The organism is Geodermatophilus sp. CPCC 205761, from assembly GCF_051383655.1.
GTDB lineage: Bacteria > Actinomycetota > Actinomycetes > Mycobacteriales > Geodermatophilaceae > Geodermatophilus.
On record NZ_JALPKQ010000011.1, the window covers coordinates 30,672 to 48,230 of the forward strand.

Below are 17,559 nucleotides of genomic sequence, written 5' to 3' on the forward strand. Positions count from 1 at the left end.
GCAACTGAAGGAGACCGCTCGTGGCCATGCGGCCCCCCGTGTCCGTGCCGACGCTCTCGCGGCGCGCGAAGGTGGTCATCGGGGCCATCGCCGTGCTGCTGGTGCTGTTCACGGCCATCGGGACCTTGACCAACGTCTACGTCGACTACCTCTGGTTCGACGAGACCGGCTTCACCGAGGTCTTCTGGACCGAACTGCAGACCCGCGCGCTGCTGTTCGCCGTCGCCGGGATCGCCACCGGCGGCCTGACGGCGCTGGCGATCTACCTCGCCTACCGGTTCCGGCCCACGTTCCGGCCGATGTCGCTGGAACAGCAGAACCTGGAGCGCTACCGCCAGTCGCTCGAGCCGCGCCGCACCCTGGTGCTCACCGCGGTCGGCGTCGTGCTGGGCCTGTTCGCCGGGTTCACCGCGCAGGGCAACTGGGAGACGTGGCTGACCTTCCGGAACGCCACCGACTTCGGCCAGACCGACCCCCAGTTCGGCCTGGACATCTCCTTCTTCGTCTTCGACTACCCCTTCTACCGGCTGCTGCTGGGCTTCGGCTTCGCCATCGTGCTGCTGTCGCTGATCGGCTCGCTGCTGACCCACTACGTGTTCGGCGGGCTGCGGCTGCAGACGCCGGGTCAGAAGCTCACGTCGGCGGCGATGGTCCAGCTGTCGGTGCTGCTCGGGCTCTTCGTGGCGCTCAAGTCGCTGGCCTACTGGCTGGACCGTTACGGCCTGGTCTACTCCGACCGGGGCGAGCTGTTCAGCGGCGCCAGCTACACCGACGTCAACGCGCTGCTGCCCGCCAAGACGATCCTGGTCTTCGCCGCGGCGGTCTGCGCGATCGCGTTCTTCGCCAACGTCGCCGTCCGCAACTTCCGGCTGCCGGCCGCCGCGCTGGTGCTGCTGCTGCTCTCCAGCCTGGTCATCGGCGTGGCCTACCCGGCGATCGTGCAGCAGTTCGTCGTCCGGCCCAGCGCCGACCAGCGGGAGTCGGACTACATCGAGCGGGCGACCGCCTCGACCCGGGCGGCCTACGACCTCACCGAGGTCGAGTACGTGAACTACGCCCAGGAGAGCACCGGCGAGGAGGTCGACACCGACGCGGCGCTCGCCGCCCTGCGCAACGACACCGAGACGATCCCCAACGCCCGGCTGCTGGACCCCAACGTCCTGTCCGACACGTTCACCGCGCGCCAGCAGATCCGCAACGTCTACGGCTTCCCCGAGAAGCTCGACATCGACCGGTACACGATCGACGGGGAGACCCGGGACTACGTCGTCGCCGTCCGCGAGCTCAACAGCGACGCCCTGTCGGAGAACCAGGACACCTGGATCAACCGGCACACCGTCTACACCCACGGCAACGGGTTCGTGGCCGCGCCGGCCAACGAGGTGGTCGCCGGCCAGGAGGGCGGCGAGCCCAACTTCACCACCCGGGACCTGCCCACGGTCGGCACCATCGACGTCGAGCAGACGCGCATCTACTACGGCGAGCTGATCGACGACTACTCCGTCGTGGGCGCGCCGGAGGGGGCCACCCCGCGCGAGTTCGACCAGCCCGAGGACGGCTCCGACGAGGGGCAGATCAACAACACCTACGACGGCGGCGGCGGCGTCGCGATCGGCAGCTTCTTCCGGCAGCTGACCTTCGCGATCTACTACCGGGAGCGGAACTTCCTGCTCTCCAGCGCGGTGAACGACGCGTCGCGGGTGCTCTACGTGCGCGACCCGCGGGACCGCGTGGAGAAGGCCGCGCCGTTCCTGGAGGTCGACGGGGACCCGTACCCGGCAGTGATCGACGGCCAGATCGTCTGGGTGCTCGACGGCTACACGACGTCGGACTCCTACCCGTACTCCGAGCCGATGGAGCTGGGCGAGGCGACGTCCGACGCGCTGACCGGCACCGGGACGACGGCGCTGCCCAACGAGCAGTTCAACTACATCCGCAACTCGGTGAAGGCCACGGTGAACGCCTATGACGGCACCGTGCACCTGTACGCCTGGGACGAGGAGGACCCGGTCCTCGCGACCTACATGAAGGCGTTCCCCGGCGTCATCGAGGAGCGCGACGCGATGAGCGAGGAGCTCGTCGGCCACGTCCGGTACCCGGAGGACCTGTTCAAGCTGCAGCGGGACATCCTGACCCGCTACCACGTCAGCGACCCGGTCGACTTCTACAACCAGAACGACCGCTGGCAGGTGCCGGCCGACCCGACGCAGGAGACCCAGGAGGCGCAGCCGCCGTACTACATCCTGGCGCAGCGGCCCGGCGACGAGGCGGCGAGCTTCCAGCTCACCAGCGCCCTGAACGCGTTCCGCCGGGAGAACCTGTCCTCCTTCATCTCCGCGTCGAGCGACCCGGAGACCTACGGGGAGATCCAGGTGCTGCGCCTGCCGGGTAACACGCCCTTCCGCGGTCCGCAGCAGGTCCAGCAGTCGTTCATCACGAACAACCAGGTGCGACCGGACCTCACCCTGTTCAACAGCCAGGAGTCGCGGGCGGTGTTCGGCAACCTGCTGACGCTGCCGATCGGCGAGGACGGACTGCTCTACGTCGAGCCGCTGTACGTGGAGGGCACGGGGGAGAACTCCTTCCCGCTGCTGCAGAAGGTGCTGGTCAACTACGGCGACCGGGTCGGCTACGCGGACACCCTGGCCGAGGCGCTGGACCAGGTGTTCGGCGCCGGGGCGGGGGAGTCGGCGACCGACAGCGGGGACGCGCCGGCCCCGCAGCAGCCGACGGAACCCACGCCCACCGACCCGACCACCCCGCCTCCGGCCGACAGCGGGGACGCGTCCGCGCTGCAGCAGGCGGTCGACGCGATCAACTCGGCGCTGCAGGCGCTCGAGAACGCGCAGCGCTCGGGTGACTTCGCGGCGCAGGGCCAGGCGCTCGAGGACCTCCAGGCCGCCGTCGACGCCTACCAGACCGCGCAGGGGGCCGCGGCCGCCGAGCCGGGCGGCTGAGCCACCACAGGGGGCGGGGACCCCGCCTCCTGTGGTGGGGGACACCCCGGAGCCGGGTGCACACCCGGGCCGGGGCGGGGTAGGCTGGTCCTACCGACGCGGGGTGGAGCAGCTCGGTAGCTCGCTGGGCTCATAACCCAGAGGTCGCAGGTTCAAATCCTGCCCCCGCTACTCAGCAGGGTCCGGAAACCGGTCCCTGACAGCGAAGACCGGCGCGATCGCGCCGGTCTTCGCTGCGTCGTGGGCCGGTTTCCGGACGAATCTCCGGATCGGCTGGGCCACCCCTCTGCGGTCGACCCGGCGCACGTCGTCGCGGAGGCGACGGCCGTGCTCTCTCCGGTGGAGCTGGCCGAGGCGTCTCGCCGCAGGCAGCTCGCTGACCGTCCCGCGTCAGCTCCACCGCATGATCGAGGAGAGGGACCGGGACGTGGTGGCCGAGTTCCGGAGGCTGCGCCGGCCGCTGCTGGCTCTGGCCACTCCCGGCGGCGCCCTCGCCGCCGGTGCCCTCGTCGCGCTCAGCCTTCGAGCCGGGGGCCTGTCGTGAGCGTCGGCGCGGCGTGCGGGCCGCGTGGAACGCCGGCGTAGAACGCGTCGAGGAGGGCGGAGAACCTGTCGCTGGCCTGCAGCCAGGGAACATGGCCGCAGTCGTCGAGGACCACGTCCTGCGCCCCTGGGAACCGCCGCCGGACGGCGTCCACGCTGGAGCCGTAGATGTCGTCCCGGCCGTACACGACCAGGACGGGGAGGTCGGTCCTCGCGCCGGGACCGTCGAGCACCGACGCCGGCGCGGTGCGGATCGCGGCCACCGTGGCCCGGGCGGGGCGGCCGTGCGCGCCACGGAGCCAGGAGCGGTCGGCCGGCGGTGCCGTGGCCGGGTCGGGGAAGTAGTTGGCCCAGATCCGCGCCAGCACACGCTGCCCGGCGGCGTCGCCCAGCCGGCCCGGGAGCCGGGCGATCAGCGACTCCGCCCCGAGGGCCGCGAATCCGGCTGCTCCGCTCTGACGCCGGTTGTAGGCCATCACCTCGCGCTGCATCCGGATCCACTCGGCCCCGACGCCGGCGGAGGAGTTGGCGAGGACGAGGCTGCGCACCCGCTGTGGGTGCTGGCGCAGGTACAGCTGCGCGAGCAGACCGCCCCAGGAGTGGCCGAAGAGGTGGACGCCGTCGGCGCCCAGCGACCGGCGGATCGCCTCGACATCCGCGACGTGGTCGGCGAGGCCGTACCGGCCGTTGGCGGTGGAGGCCCCGACCCCGCGCTGGTCGAACGTGAGGGCTCGGAACCTCGAGGCGAGGTGCCGGGCGACCGGCTCCAGGTAGTCCGGGCACCCCGGCCCGCCGTGCAGCAGCACGACGACGTCACCGGCGGAGCCGAACCGGCGTGCGGCGAGGGTGACGCCGTCGGACCGGATCCGCAGCTGAGCCGGGAAGGAGTCCGGATCCGCCAGGAACCGGACCACCACGGCGGCCTCCTCGCGCACCCGTGCGGCGTCGGAGACGTGCCCACCGCTGGTCAGCCGGTGGACGGCGGCCGCGGGGTAGAGCTCGTGGAGCCGGGAGGTCATGCCCCCGTAGAGCTCGTCCCCGTCCGCTTCCAGCAGCAGCACCCGCCCCGGCCGCCCGGCCAGGTCGTCGGCGGTCATGTCTGCGCGGGCGTGGAAGTCGGCGGCCAGGGCCGACAGCGAGGCCATCCGTTGCTTGGCCTCCGAGAGGAAGTGGTCCTCCAGGTACGACACCCACGAGGTTCGCTCGTCGTCCGGCAGGTCGCGCATCCGGCGGGCGAAGGCGGCGCGGACCAGTCGCCGGACGACCGCATCTGGGAGGGCGCCCAGCAGCCGGGCCTGCGCCTGGGCCCGTCGCCGGCGGGCGGGGTCGGGGACGGCGGTCCGACCGAGCACGAGGTTGCCCACCCGGTGCGGGGCCTCGCGGACGAGCGCCTGCGCGACCATCCCGCCGAAGGAGTTCCCCCACACGTCCACCGTCGTCAGGCCCTCGGCGTCCAGAACCCGCATGAGGCCCCGGACCATCGCCGCCATGGACGTCAGCGCGGGATAGGTGACGGCGAGGACCTGCACGTGAGGTTCGAGCGCCCGGATGACCTGGAACTCGGCTTCGGCCTGCCCGACGCCGCCGGGCAGCAGCAGGACGACGTGCGAGCCGACGCCGCTGCGCAGGATCCGCCACGGGTGGCCGTCGAGGAGATGCGTGCGGGCGGTGCGCGCGGCGATCGACGGCGAACACGAGGACTCGGGCACGGGGGTGGCCTCCGGCTGGAACGGACGGATGGTGCTGCGCACGCGTGGCGCCGTCCGGGCATGGTGGCGGCGGGGGGTGGAGGAGGATCAGGGAACGAAGACCCGGGGAGTCCCTGCCGAACGGCTCAACGCCCTGCTCGGCGTGTCGTCGGCATCCCGCGCGGCCGGCGCCGGGCCGGTGCCGGTGTCGGCCCGATCCGAGGGCGGCGGTTCACCCGTGGTGCACCACTACACGGGTGCTCCGCACACTCCTACACTGCCGCCATGCCGGGGTGGATCACGGGGTGCAGCCGGTCCCTCCGGCTGTCCCTGGGTGTGGGGGTCCTGGCCGCGTTCACCGCCCTGCCCTCCTTCACCGACCCCTGGCCCAGCAACGTCGGCGGCTTCTTGTTCGTCGTCATCGTGACCACCGTCGTGGTGCGTTCGGCCATCACGCTCGGCCAGTCGTTCCTCCAGGGGTGGCGGGAGCCTCGGCCTCCCGTGACCCGCTAGATCCGACGGCTGCACGACACCCGACGACGTGACGGATGGGTCCTCGGCCCGGTCACGTCGGTGCAGGGGCGCTCCTGCCGCTGCCGCACCTACCGTCCGGCTCGCAGGGTCGCGCCGCCATCCGGGGTGTCGCGTACGGCCGCCCGCGGCTCGGGGGAGCGCCGGGTCGATCACGGCGGAGCCACACCTCGACCGCGGCGAGGTCGACGATCGCGCAGCCGGCGAGGGCCACCGGGTAGACCACCGTCCGGGGCAGCCCGGCGCTCTCGAGCGCCTGGCGAACGGGGTCGAAGGTGACGAAGACGAAGGCGAGCGCGAAGCTGCGGATCATCCAGTCGCGGTGCGCGCGCACGCGGCGGGCCCGGATGTGCCGCAGCGCGATGGTGGTCGTGGGGAACCACGACGCGGACCAGACGGCGAACCCGGCTGGCCGGCGACGCCGACGTCGAAGACGACCGCGGTCGCCGCGCCGGCGACGCTGGTGGTCCAGGCCGCGGCCAGGTAGCAGCAGCCGATGGTGCGGTGGGCCCGCGCATGGCCGGATGAGCTGGGGCGGCCGAGCTGGAGCGGGACCGCCCCGGTGACCAGGGCGACGGCGCCGGTGAGCGCGTGCGGCACGAACAGCGGCGGAACCACGCGTGGCTTCGCGTCGGGGGCGGCGCCGAGCAGTGCGAGCAGCTCGGTGACCGCCATGCCGACCGCGATCACGGCGTAGAGGGTGCTGAGTCCGACGACCAGCCAGCCTGCGGACCGGCCGAGGACGGTGCGAACGCGGTGCGTGGACGTGCCGGGCATGGTGGTCACCTCTGTCCGGCGCTGCTGAGTGCGCCACCCCGCGAGGTGTCGGGTGCTGCCGACGCCGGGCCGGTCGCGTCGGTGGAGCCGTCGGCGTCGGCTGCGTCGATCGGATCTCGGGAGTGCGAACCGGTGTCCGTCCGGGACCTGGTCGCCTCGGGGTCGGCCGAGATCTCCGGCCGGCCGCGACGTAGGGCCGTGGCAGCGAGCACGCCGGCGAGGACGATGGCGGCGGTGGCGGTGGCGACCCACATCGCGGTGGTGAAGCCGGTCAGGAAGGCGGCGCGGGTGGCGTCGGCGGCGGCGCGGCCGGTCGTTCCGTGCACGGGTCTGTGCAGTCAGTGGACGTGGGCACGGTGAGCCGGACGTCGTGGTCCGGTCCTTGGGATCGAACTCCTCGTCGGGCCAGGTCGAGCAACCGGTCAGATCCTCGAGCCATGACCTCCATCCCTGCTCCATCCGAGATCACACCACCCACGCTGACGGTGGTCGGCCTGCCTCTGGTCCTGTCCGTCGAGGGACTCGCCGGCGCCCTGCCGCGGTGGCGGTCGCGGCGATGACCGGTGGAGGACCGCAGGCCGCCGGCTGGGTGCGTCCCGCAGTGGCCGCCGACCTGCCCGCGATCGTGCACGTGGTCGAGGCGGCCTACCTGCCCTGGGTGCCGATCATCGGCACCCGCCCGGCGCCGTTGTCGGCCGACCACGCGGCCATCCTCGCCGAGGGAGTGGTGTTCGTGACCGGCCTGGCGGAACTGCCGCCCGCGGGCAGCCTGGAGGGACTCGTCGTGCTGAGACCCGAGCCCAGGACTCTGTGCATCGACAACGTGGCGGTCCATCCGCGCGTCCAGGGGCGCGGCCTCGGGCGCCGGCTCCTGGCCTTCGCCGAGGCAGAGGCGCGCCGACTCGGGCTGCCCGCGATGCGGCTGTACACGCACGAACGGATGCGGAGCAACCTGCGGCTGTACACCGCGGCCGGGTACGTCGAGACCGGCCGCGAGGACATCGGTGCGGGGCACCTCGTCCACCTGCGCAAACCGCTCCCCGGAGCGACAGGAGCCTGAGCGGTGCCAGGCTGTCCGATGTGGGCGGCGTGGCTTTCGACTACGACTCGGCGCCGGAGCGCTGTCAACTGGGCATGTCGGTCGCCCGGGCCCGCTCCGCGGTGAGCCTCTACGCGGAGGTCGCGTCCCGGCTGGTCGGGCTCGGTGTCCGGCGGGTCCTGGACGTCGGCTGCGCCGACGGCGCGTTGCGGGCTCTGCCACCTGGCCGATCCGCGCCCGGCCCTGCGGGAGGTCCGTCGGGTCCTGCGGCCCGGGGGGACGTTGCTGGCGTCGGCGATCGCGCGGAGCGACTCGCCGGAGTTCGCGCCCCCCTGGCGCCGGCCGGCCCCGGCGATCCACTAGGCGGTACGGGCTGCAGATCGTGAGCCCGCCGCCGGAGCGATCGGCGCCGGACGGGCTCAGACGGTGCCGAGCCACTCCACCAGGCCGGCCCGGCGCGGGCGGGGGAGGGGGGCGCCCAGCGGGTGCCGGTCACGCGGCGGCAGGAGCAGGTGCGGCCCCGGGTCGCCGGCGGGCCGGGCCGGGGTGGGGACCTCGACCGACGGGGCCGGGACCGGCCGGGGTTCGGGCAGGCGCAGGTGGGTCAGGTAGGTCCAGGCCGTGTGGCGGAGGCCGCCGACGATGCAGCGCACCCGCACGCGGCAGGTCCCCGTCTCGTCGAACCGCCAGCCCAGCAGCTCGCCGGGGAACCACACACCGGCGTGGAACACCTCCACCGGCTGCGGCTCACCGAGGAAGCTGCTGGTCGCCACCTCCGCGCTCACGGCCGGGACTCTAAGCGCCCACGCGGGTGCCGACGGTGAGGCGCGCGCTCCGGCACCGGCCGGCTCCGGCACCGGTTCCGAACGCGTGTATGGTGGAGGTGCGACGCGGGGTGGAGCAGCTCGGTAGCTCGCTGGGCTCATAACCCAGAGGTCACAGGTTCAAATCCTGTCCCCGCTACTCCTGGCAGAGGGCCCGGTCACCACGGTGACCGGGCCCTCTGTCGTTCGACGGGGACGGCGCCGACGGAGTGTTGTGCCTCGCCCGGCTGCCTCTCTAGCGTTGACGGTCACCGCTGACCGTCGACGAGGAGCGCCCGTGTCCGTCGAGACCCCCGCACCCGGAACCGTCGACCTCGACGCGGTCGACCTCTCCGACCGGGAGTGGTGGGCCGGCCCGCCGTCGGTCCGGTACGCGACCTTCGCGGCGCTGCGCCGGGAGCGGCCGTTCGCCTTCTACGCCGAGCCGGTCATGCCGATGCTGCCGGTGGGCCCGGGCTACGTCGCCGTCACCCGCTACGCCGACGTCGAGGCGATCAGCTCGCAGCCCGCCGTCTTCTGCTCCGGGCGGGGGCGGTCTCCATCCAGGACATCCCGGCCGACCTCAACGAGTTCTACGGGTCGCTGATCAGCATGGACGACCCCCGCCACGCGAAGATCCGCCGGATCGTCTCGAAGGCCTTCACCCCGCGGATGCTCGAGCAGCTGCTCGACTCGGTGCGCGGCGTCGTCGACGACGTCCTGGCCCGGGCCCGGCGGACGGCGGCGGCGAACGGCGGCGCGATCGACGTCGTGGCGGACATCGCCGCGCCGATCCCGCTGCGGGTCATCTGCGACATGATGGGCATCCCCGAGGAGCACCGGGCGATGGTGCTGGCGCAGTCGACCATCATCCTGTCCGGCGGGGACCCCGATCTCATCGAGGACCAGGACGACCCGCTCAACGCCTTCCTGCTGGCCGGCATGGAGCTGGCCGGGCTCATGGAGCGGCTGGCCGCCGAGCGGCTGGAACGCCCGCGGCAGGACCTCACCACCGCGCTGGTGACCACGGAGGTCGACGGCGAGAAGCTCTCCCACCAGGAGATCGCCTCGTTCTTCATCCTGCTGCTGGTGGCGGGCAACGAGACCACCCGCAACGCCATCTCCCAGGGCGTCCTCGCGCTGCACGAGCACCCCGACCAGCGGGCGCGGTGGAGAGCCGATCCCGGGCTGGACCGCACCGCCGTCGAGGAGATCGTGCGCTGGGCCAGCCCGGTCACCTGGATGCGGCGCACGGCCACGCGGGACGGCGAGGTCAACGGCCACCGGTTCGCCGCCGGCGACAAGTTCCTGCTCCTCTACGGCTCGGCGAACCGCGATCCGGAGGTCTTCCGCGACCCGGAGGTGCTCGACCTGGCGCGTGACCCCAACCCGCACGTCGGCTTCGGCTCCAAGGGGCCGCACTTCTGCCTGGGCGCACACCTGGCCCGCCGCGAGCTCGCGGTGACCTTCCGCGCGCTGTTCGACCAGCTGCCCGACCTGGAGGTGACCGGGGAGCCCGACCGGCTGCGCTCGTCGTTCGTCAACGGCATCAAGCGGCTGCCGGCCCGGCTGGCGGGCTGAGACCGGTGCGCGTCGTCGTCGACCGCGAGCGCTGCGTCGGCTCCGGGAGCTGCGAGGCCCTGCTGCCCCACGTCTTCGAGGTCGGGGACGACGGCGTCGTCCGGGTGCTGCGGCCGGAGGTGGCGCCGGGAGAGGAGGCCGACGTCCGGGACGCCGTCGGGCAGTGCCCGACCGGAGCGCTGGCTCTGGCCGACCGGTCCCGGAACAGCACCGGCGCGGCGGCGGTTGCCGCGACCATGGAGCTCACCGTCCGGGACGTGCCCGGAGCCGACCGCTACGAGGTCCGCGACGGCGACCGTGTCCTCGGCCTGGCCGCCTACCGCCGGCAGGGCGACCAGGTGGTGTTCACCCACACCGAGGTCGACCCGGACCAGGAGGGCAACGGGGTGGGCGGCACGCTGGCCCGCGGCGCGCTGGACGACGTCCGGGCCCGCGGGCTGCGCGCGGTCCCGCGCTGTGCGTTCATCCGCGGCTGGATCGAGCGGCACCCCGACTACGCCGACCTCGTGGACGCGCCCCAGGCCTGACGCGGCTCCGGCCGCCGGTCTCAGAGGACGTGGTGGCCGTACATCTCGCCGAGCGGGTCGGCGATGAGCTCGATGCGGGCGCCGTCGGGGTCGCGGAAGTAGACCGAGACGCCGCTGTGCACCTCGTGCGCGATGCCGGCGTCGGTCAGCCGCTCGACGAGCTCCTGCCAGTGCTTCGGATCGACGCTGATGGCCATGTGGTGCAGGCCGCCGAGCACCTCGGCGTACTGGCCGACGTCCAGGCCGGGGAAGTCGAAGAAGGCCAGCAGGTTGCCGTGCCCGATGTCGAAGAAGAAGTGGCTGGAGCCCGGGTAGTCCCGGTTCTCGATCAGCTCGGTGAGCGGGAAGCCGAGGACGTCCTGGTAGAAGCGGACGGTTCGTTCGACGTCGGAGCTGATCAGGGCGGTGTGGTGCAGTCCCCGCGCGGTCGACGCCGGTCGCTCGCCGGCCGGCTTCAGGTGGGCCTCGCGGATGCGGGCGCGCTCCTGCTCGAGGGCGGTCTGGTCGCGGGTGCTGTCCGTCGTGCTCACGCTCGGATCCTCCTCGGTCGGGCCGTCTGGCGGACGCAACCGCGACGTGGTGGATCTGCTTCCCGCCGCCGACCTCAGACCGTGGGCGCGGTGTCGCCGGCGGGCGGGCACCCGGCCGGTGTCGATCGTGCGTTGCGCCACCTGCTAAGACCGGGACGGTCGGACCGGAAGGCGGCGGCGTCATGATCGAACTGCGGACACCCGGCGAGCTGGACGCGATGCGGGCGGCGGGCGCCGTCGTGGCCGACATGCTGGCCGCCGTGCGGGCGACGGCCGCACCCGGCGTCCGGCTCACGCAGCTCGATTCGGTGGCGCGCGACGTCCTGGCCGACGCCGGCGCCGGGTCGCCCTTCCTGGGGTACGCCCCGCTGGCCACCACGCCTCCGTTCCCCGGTGTGGTGTGCCTCTCGGTGAACGACGTCGCGCTGCACGGCATCCCGACGCCCGAGGTGCTCGACGACGGTGACCTGCTGAGCGTGGACGCCGGCGCGACCCTCGACGGCTGGGTGGGCGACGCGGCGATCACGTTCCCGGTGGGCACGCCGCGTGCGGAGGACCTGGACCTGGTGGCGACCACGGAGCGTGCGCTGGCGGCCGGCATCGCGGCGGCCGTCGTCGGCAACCGCGTGGGCGACATCTCGGCGGCCATCGGTGCCGCGGGACGCGCGGGCGGCTGCGGGATCAACACCGACCAGGGTGGGCACGGCGTGGGGCGGACGATGCACGAGGCGCCGAGCGTCCCCAACGAGGGCCGGGCGGGCCGAGGGGTGCCGCTGAAGCCCGGGCTGGTGATCGCGATCGAGCCGTGGTTCCTGGCCGGCGGGAGCGACGCCTACCGCGTCGACGCCGACGGCTGGACGCTGCGGAGCGCCGACGGCAGCCGCGCCGCCCACGTCGAGCACACCGTCGCCGTCACCGACGACGGGCCCAGGATCCTCACGCTCCCGCGCTGAACCGGCCCCGGGCAGAGGCTCGCCCCGCCGCGCTGATCAGTCCATCGCCTGCTGGAGGTCGGCGAGCAGGTCGTCGACCTCCTCGATGCCGACCGAGAGCCGCACCAGGTCGGCGGGGACCTCGAGCGGCGATCCGGCTGCGCTGGCGTGGGTCATGCGGCCCGGGTGCTCGATCAGCGACTCCACGCCGCCGAGCGACTCGGCCAGCGTGAACAGCTGCGCGCGCTCGCAGACCCGCAGCGCCGCCTCCTCACCACCGGCCAGCCGGAACGACAGCATCCCGCCGAAGCCCGACATCTGCTTCGCGGCGATCTCGTGCCCGGGGTGGTCGGGCAGCCCGGGGTACAGCACCGACGCGACGGCGGCGTGGCCCAGCAGGAAGTCCGCCACGCGGGCGGCGTTGGCCTGGTGGCGGTCCATGCGGACGCCGAGGGTCTTGATCCCGCGCAGCACCAGCCAGGCGTCGAACGGGCCGGCGACCCCGCCCATCGCGTTCTGGGAGAAGGCCAGCTGCTCGGCCAGGTCCGCGTCGGCGACGACCAGCGCCCCGCCGACGACGTCGGAGTGCCCGCCCAGGTACTTCGTCGTCGAGTGCACGACGACGTCGGCGCCGAGCGTCAGCGGCTGCTGCAGGTAGGGCGAGGCGAAGGTGTTGTCGACGACGAGCAGCGCGCCCGCCGCGTGCGCCACCTCGGCCAGCAGCGCGATGTCGGCGATGTTGAGCAGCGGGTTGGTGGGCGTCTCGCACCAGATCACCCGCGTCGTCGGCCGGATCGCCGCGCGCAGGGCGTCGACGTCGTTCAGGTCGGCCGGCGTGTGCTCGACCCCCCAGCGCGCGGCCACCTTGGAGATCAGCCGGAACGTGCCGCCGTACGCGTCCCCGCCCAGCACCACGTGGCTGCCCGGCTCGCAGACCGTCCGCAGCAGGGTGTCCTCCGCGGCCAGCCCGGAGGCGAACGCCATCCCGTGCGTGCCCTGCTCGAGGGCGGCCAGCGCCTCCTGCAGCGCCGTCCGGGTCGGGTTGGCGCTGCGGCTGTACTCGTAGCCGCCGCGCAGCCCGCCGACGCCGTCCTGCTTGTACGTGGTGGTGAGGTGCACCGGGACGACGACCGCGCCGGTGGCCGGGTCGGGTTCCTGCCCGGCGTGGATCGCTCGGGTGTTGAAGCCGGGGGAGGGCGCGTTCACGGGGCCACCGTAGGTGTCAGCCCGGCCAGGTGACCCAGCACGTCCTGCCGGGTGACCACTCCGGTCGGCTTGCCGTCGACGTGCACGAGCAGCGCGTCGGCCGAGCCGAGCGCGGCCACCGCGGCGTCGACCCCCTCGCCCGAGCCGATGATCGGCAGCGGCGCCGACATGTGCTTCTCCACCCGGTCACCCAGCCGGGCGCGGCCCTCGAACAGCGCGTCGAGCAGCGTCTTCTCGTCGACGGCGCCGACCACCTCGCCGGCGGTCACCGGCGGCTCGGCGCGGACCACCGGCAGCTGGCTCACGCCGTACTCGCGCAGGATGTCGATCGCCTCGCGGACGGTCTCGTTCGGGTGCGTGTGCACCAGCTCCGGCGTCTCCCCGGACTTGGTGCGCAGCAGCTCGCCGACGGTCTCGCCGCCCGCGGCGTCGAGGAAGCCGTAGTCGGCCATCCACGTGTCGCTGAAGATCTTGCCGAGGTAGCCCCGGCCGCCGTCGGGCAGCAGGACGACCAGGACGTCGTCCCCCGACAGCCCCCGGGCGACGCGCAGCGCGGCGACCACCGCCATCCCGCACGAGCCACCGACGAGCAACCCCTCCTCGCGGGCCAGCCGCCGGGTCATGGCGAAGGAGTCGCCGTCGCTGACGGCGATGACCTCGTCGGCGATACCGCGGTCGTAGGTCGAGGGCCAGAAGTCCTCGCCGACGCCCTCCACCAGGTACGGCCGGCCGGTGCCGCCGGAGTAGACCGAGCCCTCCGGGTCGGCGCCGATGACCCGGACCCGTCCGCCGGAGGCCTCCTTGAGGTAGCGCCCGGTGCCGCTGATGGTGCCGCCGGTGCCCATGCCGGTGACGAAGTGGGTGACCCGCCCGTCGGTCTGGGCCCAGATCTCGGGGCCGGTCGTCTCGTAGTGCGACTGCGGGTTGGCCGGGTTGGAGTACTGGTCGGGCTTCCAGCCGCCCGGGGTCTCGCGGGCCAGCCGGTCGGACACCGAGTAGTACGAGCGCGGGTCGGCGGGGTCGACGGCGGTGGGGCAGACGACGACCTCCGCGCCGTAGGCGCGCAGCACGTTGATCTTGTCCTGGCCGACCTTGTCGGGGCAGACGAAGACGCACCGGTAGCCGCGCTGCTGGGCGACCAGCGCCAGCCCGATGCCGGTGTTGCCGCTGGTCGGCTCGACGATGGTGCCGCCGGGCTCCAGCGCCCCGCTGGCCTCCGCGGCGTCGACCATGCGCACGGCGATCCGGTCCTTCACCGAGCCGCCCGGGTTGAGGTACTCGACCTTCGCCAGCACCAGGGGCGCGTCCGGGCCGAGGTCGCGGGTCACCGACGTCAGCCGGACCAGCGGGGTGTTGCCGACCAGGTCGATCACGGACTCGGCGTACTGCACGGGGACCCTCCTCGCGGGCGCCGACCTCCGGTGCCCTGGCTCGTTCCCATCCCACCACTCGGCGGGGACTTCTCGACCGCCCGCACGTCGCAGCCCCGCCGACGGGCCTGCGGGGCGGTGGCGACGGGGGAGGGGCCGGGCGAGGATGCGCAGGTGACTGCGAACCCTCAGGTCGGTACCCGCACCCTCGGCTGCGACGGCCTGGTCGTCTCCACCCTCGGTCTGGGCTGCATGGGGATGAGCCAGATGTACGGCGCGGCCGACCGGGACGAGTCGGTCGCGACCCTCCACCGCGCCCTGGACCTCGGCGTCACGCTGCTGGACACCGCGGACGTCTACGGCGACGGGCACAACGAGCAGCTCGTGGGCGAGGCGATCGCCGGCCGGCGGGACGAGGTGCAGCTGGCCACCAAGTTCACCCTGTCCCGCAACGACCGCGGCGGCATGGACATCGACGGCCGCCCGGAGAACGTGCGCGCCTGCGCGGAGGCGAGCCTGCGCCGGCTCGGCGTCGACGTGATCGACCTCTACTACCAGCACCGGGTGGACCCGCGGGTGCCGATCGAGGACACCGTCGGGGCGATGGCCGAGCTGGTGCAGCAGGGCAAGGTCCGGTACCTGGGGCTGTCCGAGGCCAGCGCCGCCTCGGTCCGCCGCGCGGTCGCCGTCCACCCGATCGCGGCGCTGCAGAGCGAGTGGTCGCTGTGGACCCGCGACGTCGAGGGGGAGGTCCTGGCCGTGGCCCGCGAGCACGGGATCGGCATCGTGCCGTTCAGCCCGCTGGGCCGTGGCTTCCTCACCGGGGCCATCACCGGCCCCGACGACTTCGCCGAGGACGACTGGCGCCGCGGCCACCCGCGGTTCACTGGGGAGGCGCTCGAGGCCAACCTGCGACTGGTCGACGCCGTCCGCGCCATGGCGGAGGAGAAGGGGTGCTCGCCCGGGCAGCTGGCGCTGGCGTGGGTGCTGGCGCAGGGGGACGACGTGGTGCCGATCCCGGGCACGAAGCGCCGCCGCTACCTGGAGGAGAACGTCGGCGCGGTCGCCCTGGAGCTGTCGCCCGACGAGCTGGACCGGCTGGCGCGGATCGCGCCCCCCGGGGCCGCGGTCGGCGGGCGGTACCCGGACTCGTCGTACGCCTACGGCGACAGCCCGGAGCCGGTGAGATGAGCGACCCGACCTGCGGGGTGGCCCACGGTGCGCCGTCCGCCGAGGCGACGGGGCGGGTCCTCGTGGCCGTCTTCGCCTCCCCGGTCGCCGAGGTGCTCCGGCGCTGGGGCCCGGAGCTCGGCTTCCGCACGCTGGTGCTCGACCCCGACCCGACCCGTGGCGAGGCGGCCGGCTTCGCCGACCTGGACGGGCTGCTCGAGCTCGAGCACGCCGACGTCGTGGTCACCGACCACCACCGGCCCGAGCTCGGCGAGGTGCTGCGCGACGCGCTCGCCCGGCCGGTGCGGTGGGTGGGCGTGATGGGCAACCCGCGGCACGAGGGCCCGCACGTCGCGGCCCTCGCCGCGCTCGGGGTGCCGCCGGAGGAGGTCGCCCGGGTGCACCGGCCGATCGGGTTGGACATCGGCTCCCGCACCCCGCCGGAGATCGCCCTCAGCACCCTCGCGGGCCTGCTCGCCGACCGGAACGGCCGCAGCGGCGGCACCGTCCACCGGCTCCGGTGAGCGACGTCCTGCTGGGTGCCGACGTCGGCACCAGCGGGCTCAAGCTGGTCGCGCTCGACGAGTCGGGGGCGGTGGTGGCGGAGGAGGAGTCCGGCTACGACCTCGCCCGCCCTCGGCCGGGCTGGGCCGAGACCGACCCCGCTCTCTGGCGGCGCGCGTTCGACGCCGCGCTGGCACGGATCGCGCCCGCCGTCGCCGGGCGCCGGGTGCGGGGCCTGGGGCTGTCGGGGCAGATGCACGGCACCGTCCTCGTCGACGCCGCCGGCACCCCCCTCGCGCCGGCCGTGCTGTGGCCCGACGCGCGCGCCGCCGCCGAGGTGGCCCGCTGGCGCGCCCTGCCGGACGACGCCCGCGCCGCGCTGGCCAACCCGCTGGTCGCCGGCATGACCGGCCCGGTGCTCGCCTGGCTGGCCGCGCACCGGCCGGAGCTGCTCCGGCGGGCGCAGGCGGTGCTGCTGCCCAAGGACGCCCTGCGGGCCGCCCTCGTCCCGGACGCGGTCCGGGTCACCGACCGCAGCGACGCCTCGGCCACCCTGCTGTGGGACGTCGTCGCCGACGGCTGGTCGCCGCCCGCCTGCGCCGCCGCCGGGATCGACCCGGTGCTGCTGCCGGAGGTGCGGCCGTCGGCCGAGGTCGCCGGCACGGCCGCGCTCGCGGTCGGCGAGGTGCCGATCGTCGTCGGCGGCGCCGACACGCCGCTGGCGCTGCTCGCGGCGGGCACCCGGGCGGGCCGGCAGGTGAACCTGGGCACCGGCGTCCAGGTGCTCGCGCCCGGTCGGACGCCGGCGCCGGCCGACGACCCGCCGGTGCACTGCTACGCCGACGTCGAGGGCGGCTGGTACGCGATGGCCGCGCTGCAGAACGGCGGGCTGGCGTGGTCGTGGGTCGCCGGCGTCCTGGGCCTCCGGCCGGCCGAGCTGTTCGAGGCCGCGGCGGCGGCGCCGCCGGGCGCCGGCGGAGTGGTGTTCCGCCCGTTCCTGACCGGCGAGCGCGGCGGGGTCGCGGGACCGGCCGACCGGGGCGGCTGGACGGGGCTCTCGGCCGGCACCACCCGCGCCGATCTCGCCCGGGCGGCCGTCGAGGGGGTGGTGTTCGCCGTGGGGGCGGCGGCGGAGCTGCTCGGCGGCGGCGGGCCGGTCGTGCTCACCGGGGGCGGCGGCCGGGCGCCGGTCGTGCAGCAGCTGGTCGCTGACGTCCTCGGGGTCCCGGTGCGGTACCTGCCCCTGCGCAGCGCGTCCGCGGTCGGTGCGGCGCTGCTGGCCGCCCGGGGCACCGGCGCGGACGTCGTCCCGCGGCGGGAGCCCGGCCGGCCGGTGGAGCCGCGGCCGTCACCGGCCCTGGTGGACGCCGCCCGTCGCTGGCGCGCGGGGTGACCGGAACG

At 74.1% G+C, this 17,559-nt stretch carries 20 protein-coding genes and 2 tRNA genes; 14 read left to right on the forward strand and 8 right to left on the reverse strand.

Features of this window, described 5'->3' with window-relative positions:
* Positions 1 to 26 precede the first annotated feature (26 nt).
* From MY526_RS08690 to MY526_RS08700, 3 genes are all read left to right on the forward strand, one after another.
* Positions 27 to 2,957, forward strand: a complete 2,931-nt coding sequence (locus MY526_RS08690; protein ID WP_436692840.1) for a UPF0182 family membrane protein — start codon at positions 27 to 29, stop codon at positions 2,955 to 2,957.
* Between the two features lie 97 nt (positions 2,958 to 3,054).
* A tRNA-Met gene (locus MY526_RS08695) sits at positions 3,055 to 3,128 on the forward strand.
* A gap of 232 nt (positions 3,129 to 3,360) precedes the next feature.
* Complete coding sequence (locus MY526_RS08700) at positions 3,361 to 3,501, forward strand: hypothetical protein (RefSeq protein ID WP_436692791.1); 141 nt, start codon at positions 3,361 to 3,363, stop codon at positions 3,499 to 3,501.
* Here the strand turns inward: MY526_RS08700 and MY526_RS08705 are convergent.
* Positions 3,473 to 5,251, reverse strand: coding sequence for an alpha/beta fold hydrolase (locus tag MY526_RS08705; protein WP_436703717.1), 1,779 nt, complete (start codon positions 5,249 to 5,251; stop codon positions 3,473 to 3,475). The two genes, MY526_RS08700 and MY526_RS08705, sit on opposite strands and share 29 nt — an antisense overlap.
* A gap of 222 nt (positions 5,252 to 5,473) precedes the next feature.
* Between MY526_RS08705 and MY526_RS08710 the strand changes: the two genes are divergently transcribed.
* Complete coding sequence (locus MY526_RS08710; protein WP_436692788.1) at positions 5,474 to 5,701, forward strand: hypothetical protein; 228 nt, start codon at positions 5,474 to 5,476, stop codon at positions 5,699 to 5,701.
* Positions 5,702 to 5,753: 52 nt separating this feature from the next.
* On the opposite strand, the gene MY526_RS08715 is transcribed toward MY526_RS08710, so the two are convergent.
* Genes MY526_RS08715 through MY526_RS08725 form a run of 3 tightly spaced genes read right to left on the reverse strand, consistent with a single transcriptional unit; the run spans position 5,754 to position 6,822 of the window.
* Complete coding sequence (locus MY526_RS08715) at positions 5,754 to 6,083, reverse strand: hypothetical protein (protein ID WP_436703760.1); 330 nt, start codon at positions 6,081 to 6,083, stop codon at positions 5,754 to 5,756.
* Complete coding sequence (locus MY526_RS08720; protein WP_436703763.1) at positions 6,029 to 6,496, reverse strand: hypothetical protein; 468 nt, start codon at positions 6,494 to 6,496, stop codon at positions 6,029 to 6,031. The genes MY526_RS08715 and MY526_RS08720 overlap by 55 nt, the downstream gene beginning before the upstream one ends.
* A gap of 5 nt (positions 6,497 to 6,501) precedes the next feature.
* Positions 6,502 to 6,822 carry a hypothetical protein gene (locus tag MY526_RS08725; protein WP_436703718.1) on the reverse strand — a complete coding sequence of 107 codons (321 nt, stop codon included), beginning with the start codon at positions 6,820 to 6,822 and terminating at the stop codon, positions 6,502 to 6,504.
* A gap of 215 nt (positions 6,823 to 7,037) precedes the next feature.
* Here MY526_RS08725 and MY526_RS08730 point away from each other — a divergent pair, with 215 nt between their 5' ends.
* Both MY526_RS08730 and MY526_RS08735 read left to right on the forward strand, forming a co-directional pair.
* Positions 7,038 to 7,556 carry a GNAT family N-acetyltransferase gene (locus MY526_RS08730; RefSeq protein WP_436703719.1) on the forward strand — a complete coding sequence of 173 codons (519 nt, stop codon included), beginning with the start codon at positions 7,038 to 7,040 and terminating at the stop codon, positions 7,554 to 7,556.
* A 144-nt stretch (positions 7,557 to 7,700) separates the two neighbouring features.
* Positions 7,701 to 7,898 carry a class I SAM-dependent methyltransferase gene (locus MY526_RS08735; protein ID WP_436703720.1) on the forward strand — a complete coding sequence of 66 codons (198 nt, stop codon included), beginning with the start codon at positions 7,701 to 7,703 and terminating at the stop codon, positions 7,896 to 7,898.
* A gap of 56 nt (positions 7,899 to 7,954) precedes the next feature.
* Here the strand turns inward: MY526_RS08735 and MY526_RS08740 are convergent, their stop codons facing one another.
* The gene (locus MY526_RS08740) at positions 7,955 to 8,320 is read right to left on the reverse strand and encodes a hypothetical protein (protein WP_436692780.1); all 366 of its coding nucleotides are present in this window, start codon (positions 8,318 to 8,320) and stop codon (positions 7,955 to 7,957) included.
* 104 nt (positions 8,321 to 8,424) lie between these two features.
* On the opposite strand from MY526_RS08740, the gene MY526_RS08745 reads away from it, so the two are divergent.
* The 4 genes from MY526_RS08745 to MY526_RS08760 all read left to right on the forward strand — a co-directional run bounded on the left by MY526_RS08745 (position 8,425) and on the right by MY526_RS08760 (position 10,446).
* Positions 8,425 to 8,498: transfer RNA gene (locus MY526_RS08745), tRNA-Met, on the forward strand.
* Between the two features lie 138 nt (positions 8,499 to 8,636).
* On the forward strand, positions 8,637 to 8,945 hold the full coding sequence (locus MY526_RS08750) for a hypothetical protein (RefSeq protein WP_436703721.1): 309 nt from the start codon (positions 8,637 to 8,639) through the stop codon (positions 8,943 to 8,945).
* 5 nt (positions 8,946 to 8,950) lie between these two features.
* Positions 8,951 to 9,919, forward strand: a complete 969-nt coding sequence (locus MY526_RS08755) for a cytochrome P450 (RefSeq protein ID WP_436703722.1) — start codon at positions 8,951 to 8,953, stop codon at positions 9,917 to 9,919.
* A 5-nt stretch (positions 9,920 to 9,924) separates the two neighbouring features.
* Positions 9,925 to 10,446 carry an N-acetyltransferase gene (locus tag MY526_RS08760; RefSeq protein ID WP_436703723.1) on the forward strand — a complete coding sequence of 174 codons (522 nt, stop codon included), beginning with the start codon at positions 9,925 to 9,927 and terminating at the stop codon, positions 10,444 to 10,446.
* Between the two features lie 20 nt (positions 10,447 to 10,466).
* Here the strand turns inward: MY526_RS08760 and MY526_RS08765 are convergent, their stop codons facing one another.
* A complete protein-coding gene (locus MY526_RS08765; RefSeq protein ID WP_436692775.1) occupies positions 10,467 to 10,976 on the reverse strand; it encodes a VOC family protein in 510 nt (169 codons plus the stop codon).
* Positions 10,977 to 11,158: 182 nt separating this feature from the next.
* Between MY526_RS08765 and map the strand changes: the two genes are divergently transcribed.
* Positions 11,159 to 11,929, forward strand: a complete 771-nt coding sequence (gene map / locus MY526_RS08770; RefSeq protein WP_436692773.1) for a type I methionyl aminopeptidase — start codon at positions 11,159 to 11,161, stop codon at positions 11,927 to 11,929.
* Between the two features lie 36 nt (positions 11,930 to 11,965).
* On the opposite strand, the gene MY526_RS08775 is transcribed toward map, so the two are convergent.
* Together MY526_RS08775 and MY526_RS08780 are read right to left on the reverse strand one after the other, a co-directional pair.
* Entirely contained in the window at positions 11,966 to 13,114 is a 1,149-nt protein-coding gene (locus MY526_RS08775; protein ID WP_436703724.1) for a cystathionine gamma-synthase, read from the reverse strand.
* Entirely contained in the window at positions 13,111 to 14,505 is a 1,395-nt protein-coding gene (locus MY526_RS08780; RefSeq protein WP_436692769.1) for a cystathionine beta-synthase, read from the reverse strand. The genes MY526_RS08775 and MY526_RS08780 overlap by 4 nt, the downstream gene beginning before the upstream one ends.
* Before the next feature lie 153 nt (positions 14,506 to 14,658).
* Here MY526_RS08780 and MY526_RS08785 point away from each other — a divergent pair, with 153 nt between their 5' ends.
* Genes MY526_RS08785 through MY526_RS08795 form a run of 3 tightly spaced genes read left to right on the forward strand, consistent with a single transcriptional unit; the run spans position 14,659 to position 17,551 of the window.
* Positions 14,659 to 15,675 (forward strand): aldo/keto reductase, encoded by a 1,017-nt coding sequence (locus tag MY526_RS08785; protein WP_436703725.1) that lies wholly within the window; start codon positions 14,659 to 14,661, stop codon positions 15,673 to 15,675.
* Positions 15,672 to 16,178 (forward strand): XdhC family protein, encoded by a 507-nt coding sequence (locus tag MY526_RS08790; protein ID WP_436692767.1) that lies wholly within the window; start codon positions 15,672 to 15,674, stop codon positions 16,176 to 16,178. Before MY526_RS08785 ends, MY526_RS08790 begins: the two co-directional genes overlap by 4 nt.
* Positions 16,175 to 17,551: a xylulokinase gene (locus MY526_RS08795; RefSeq protein WP_436692765.1), complete on the forward strand. Its 1,377-nt coding sequence runs from the start codon at positions 16,175 to 16,177 to the stop codon at positions 17,549 to 17,551. Before MY526_RS08790 ends, MY526_RS08795 begins: the two co-directional genes overlap by 4 nt.
* The last annotated feature ends 8 nt before the right edge of the window (positions 17,552 to 17,559 follow it).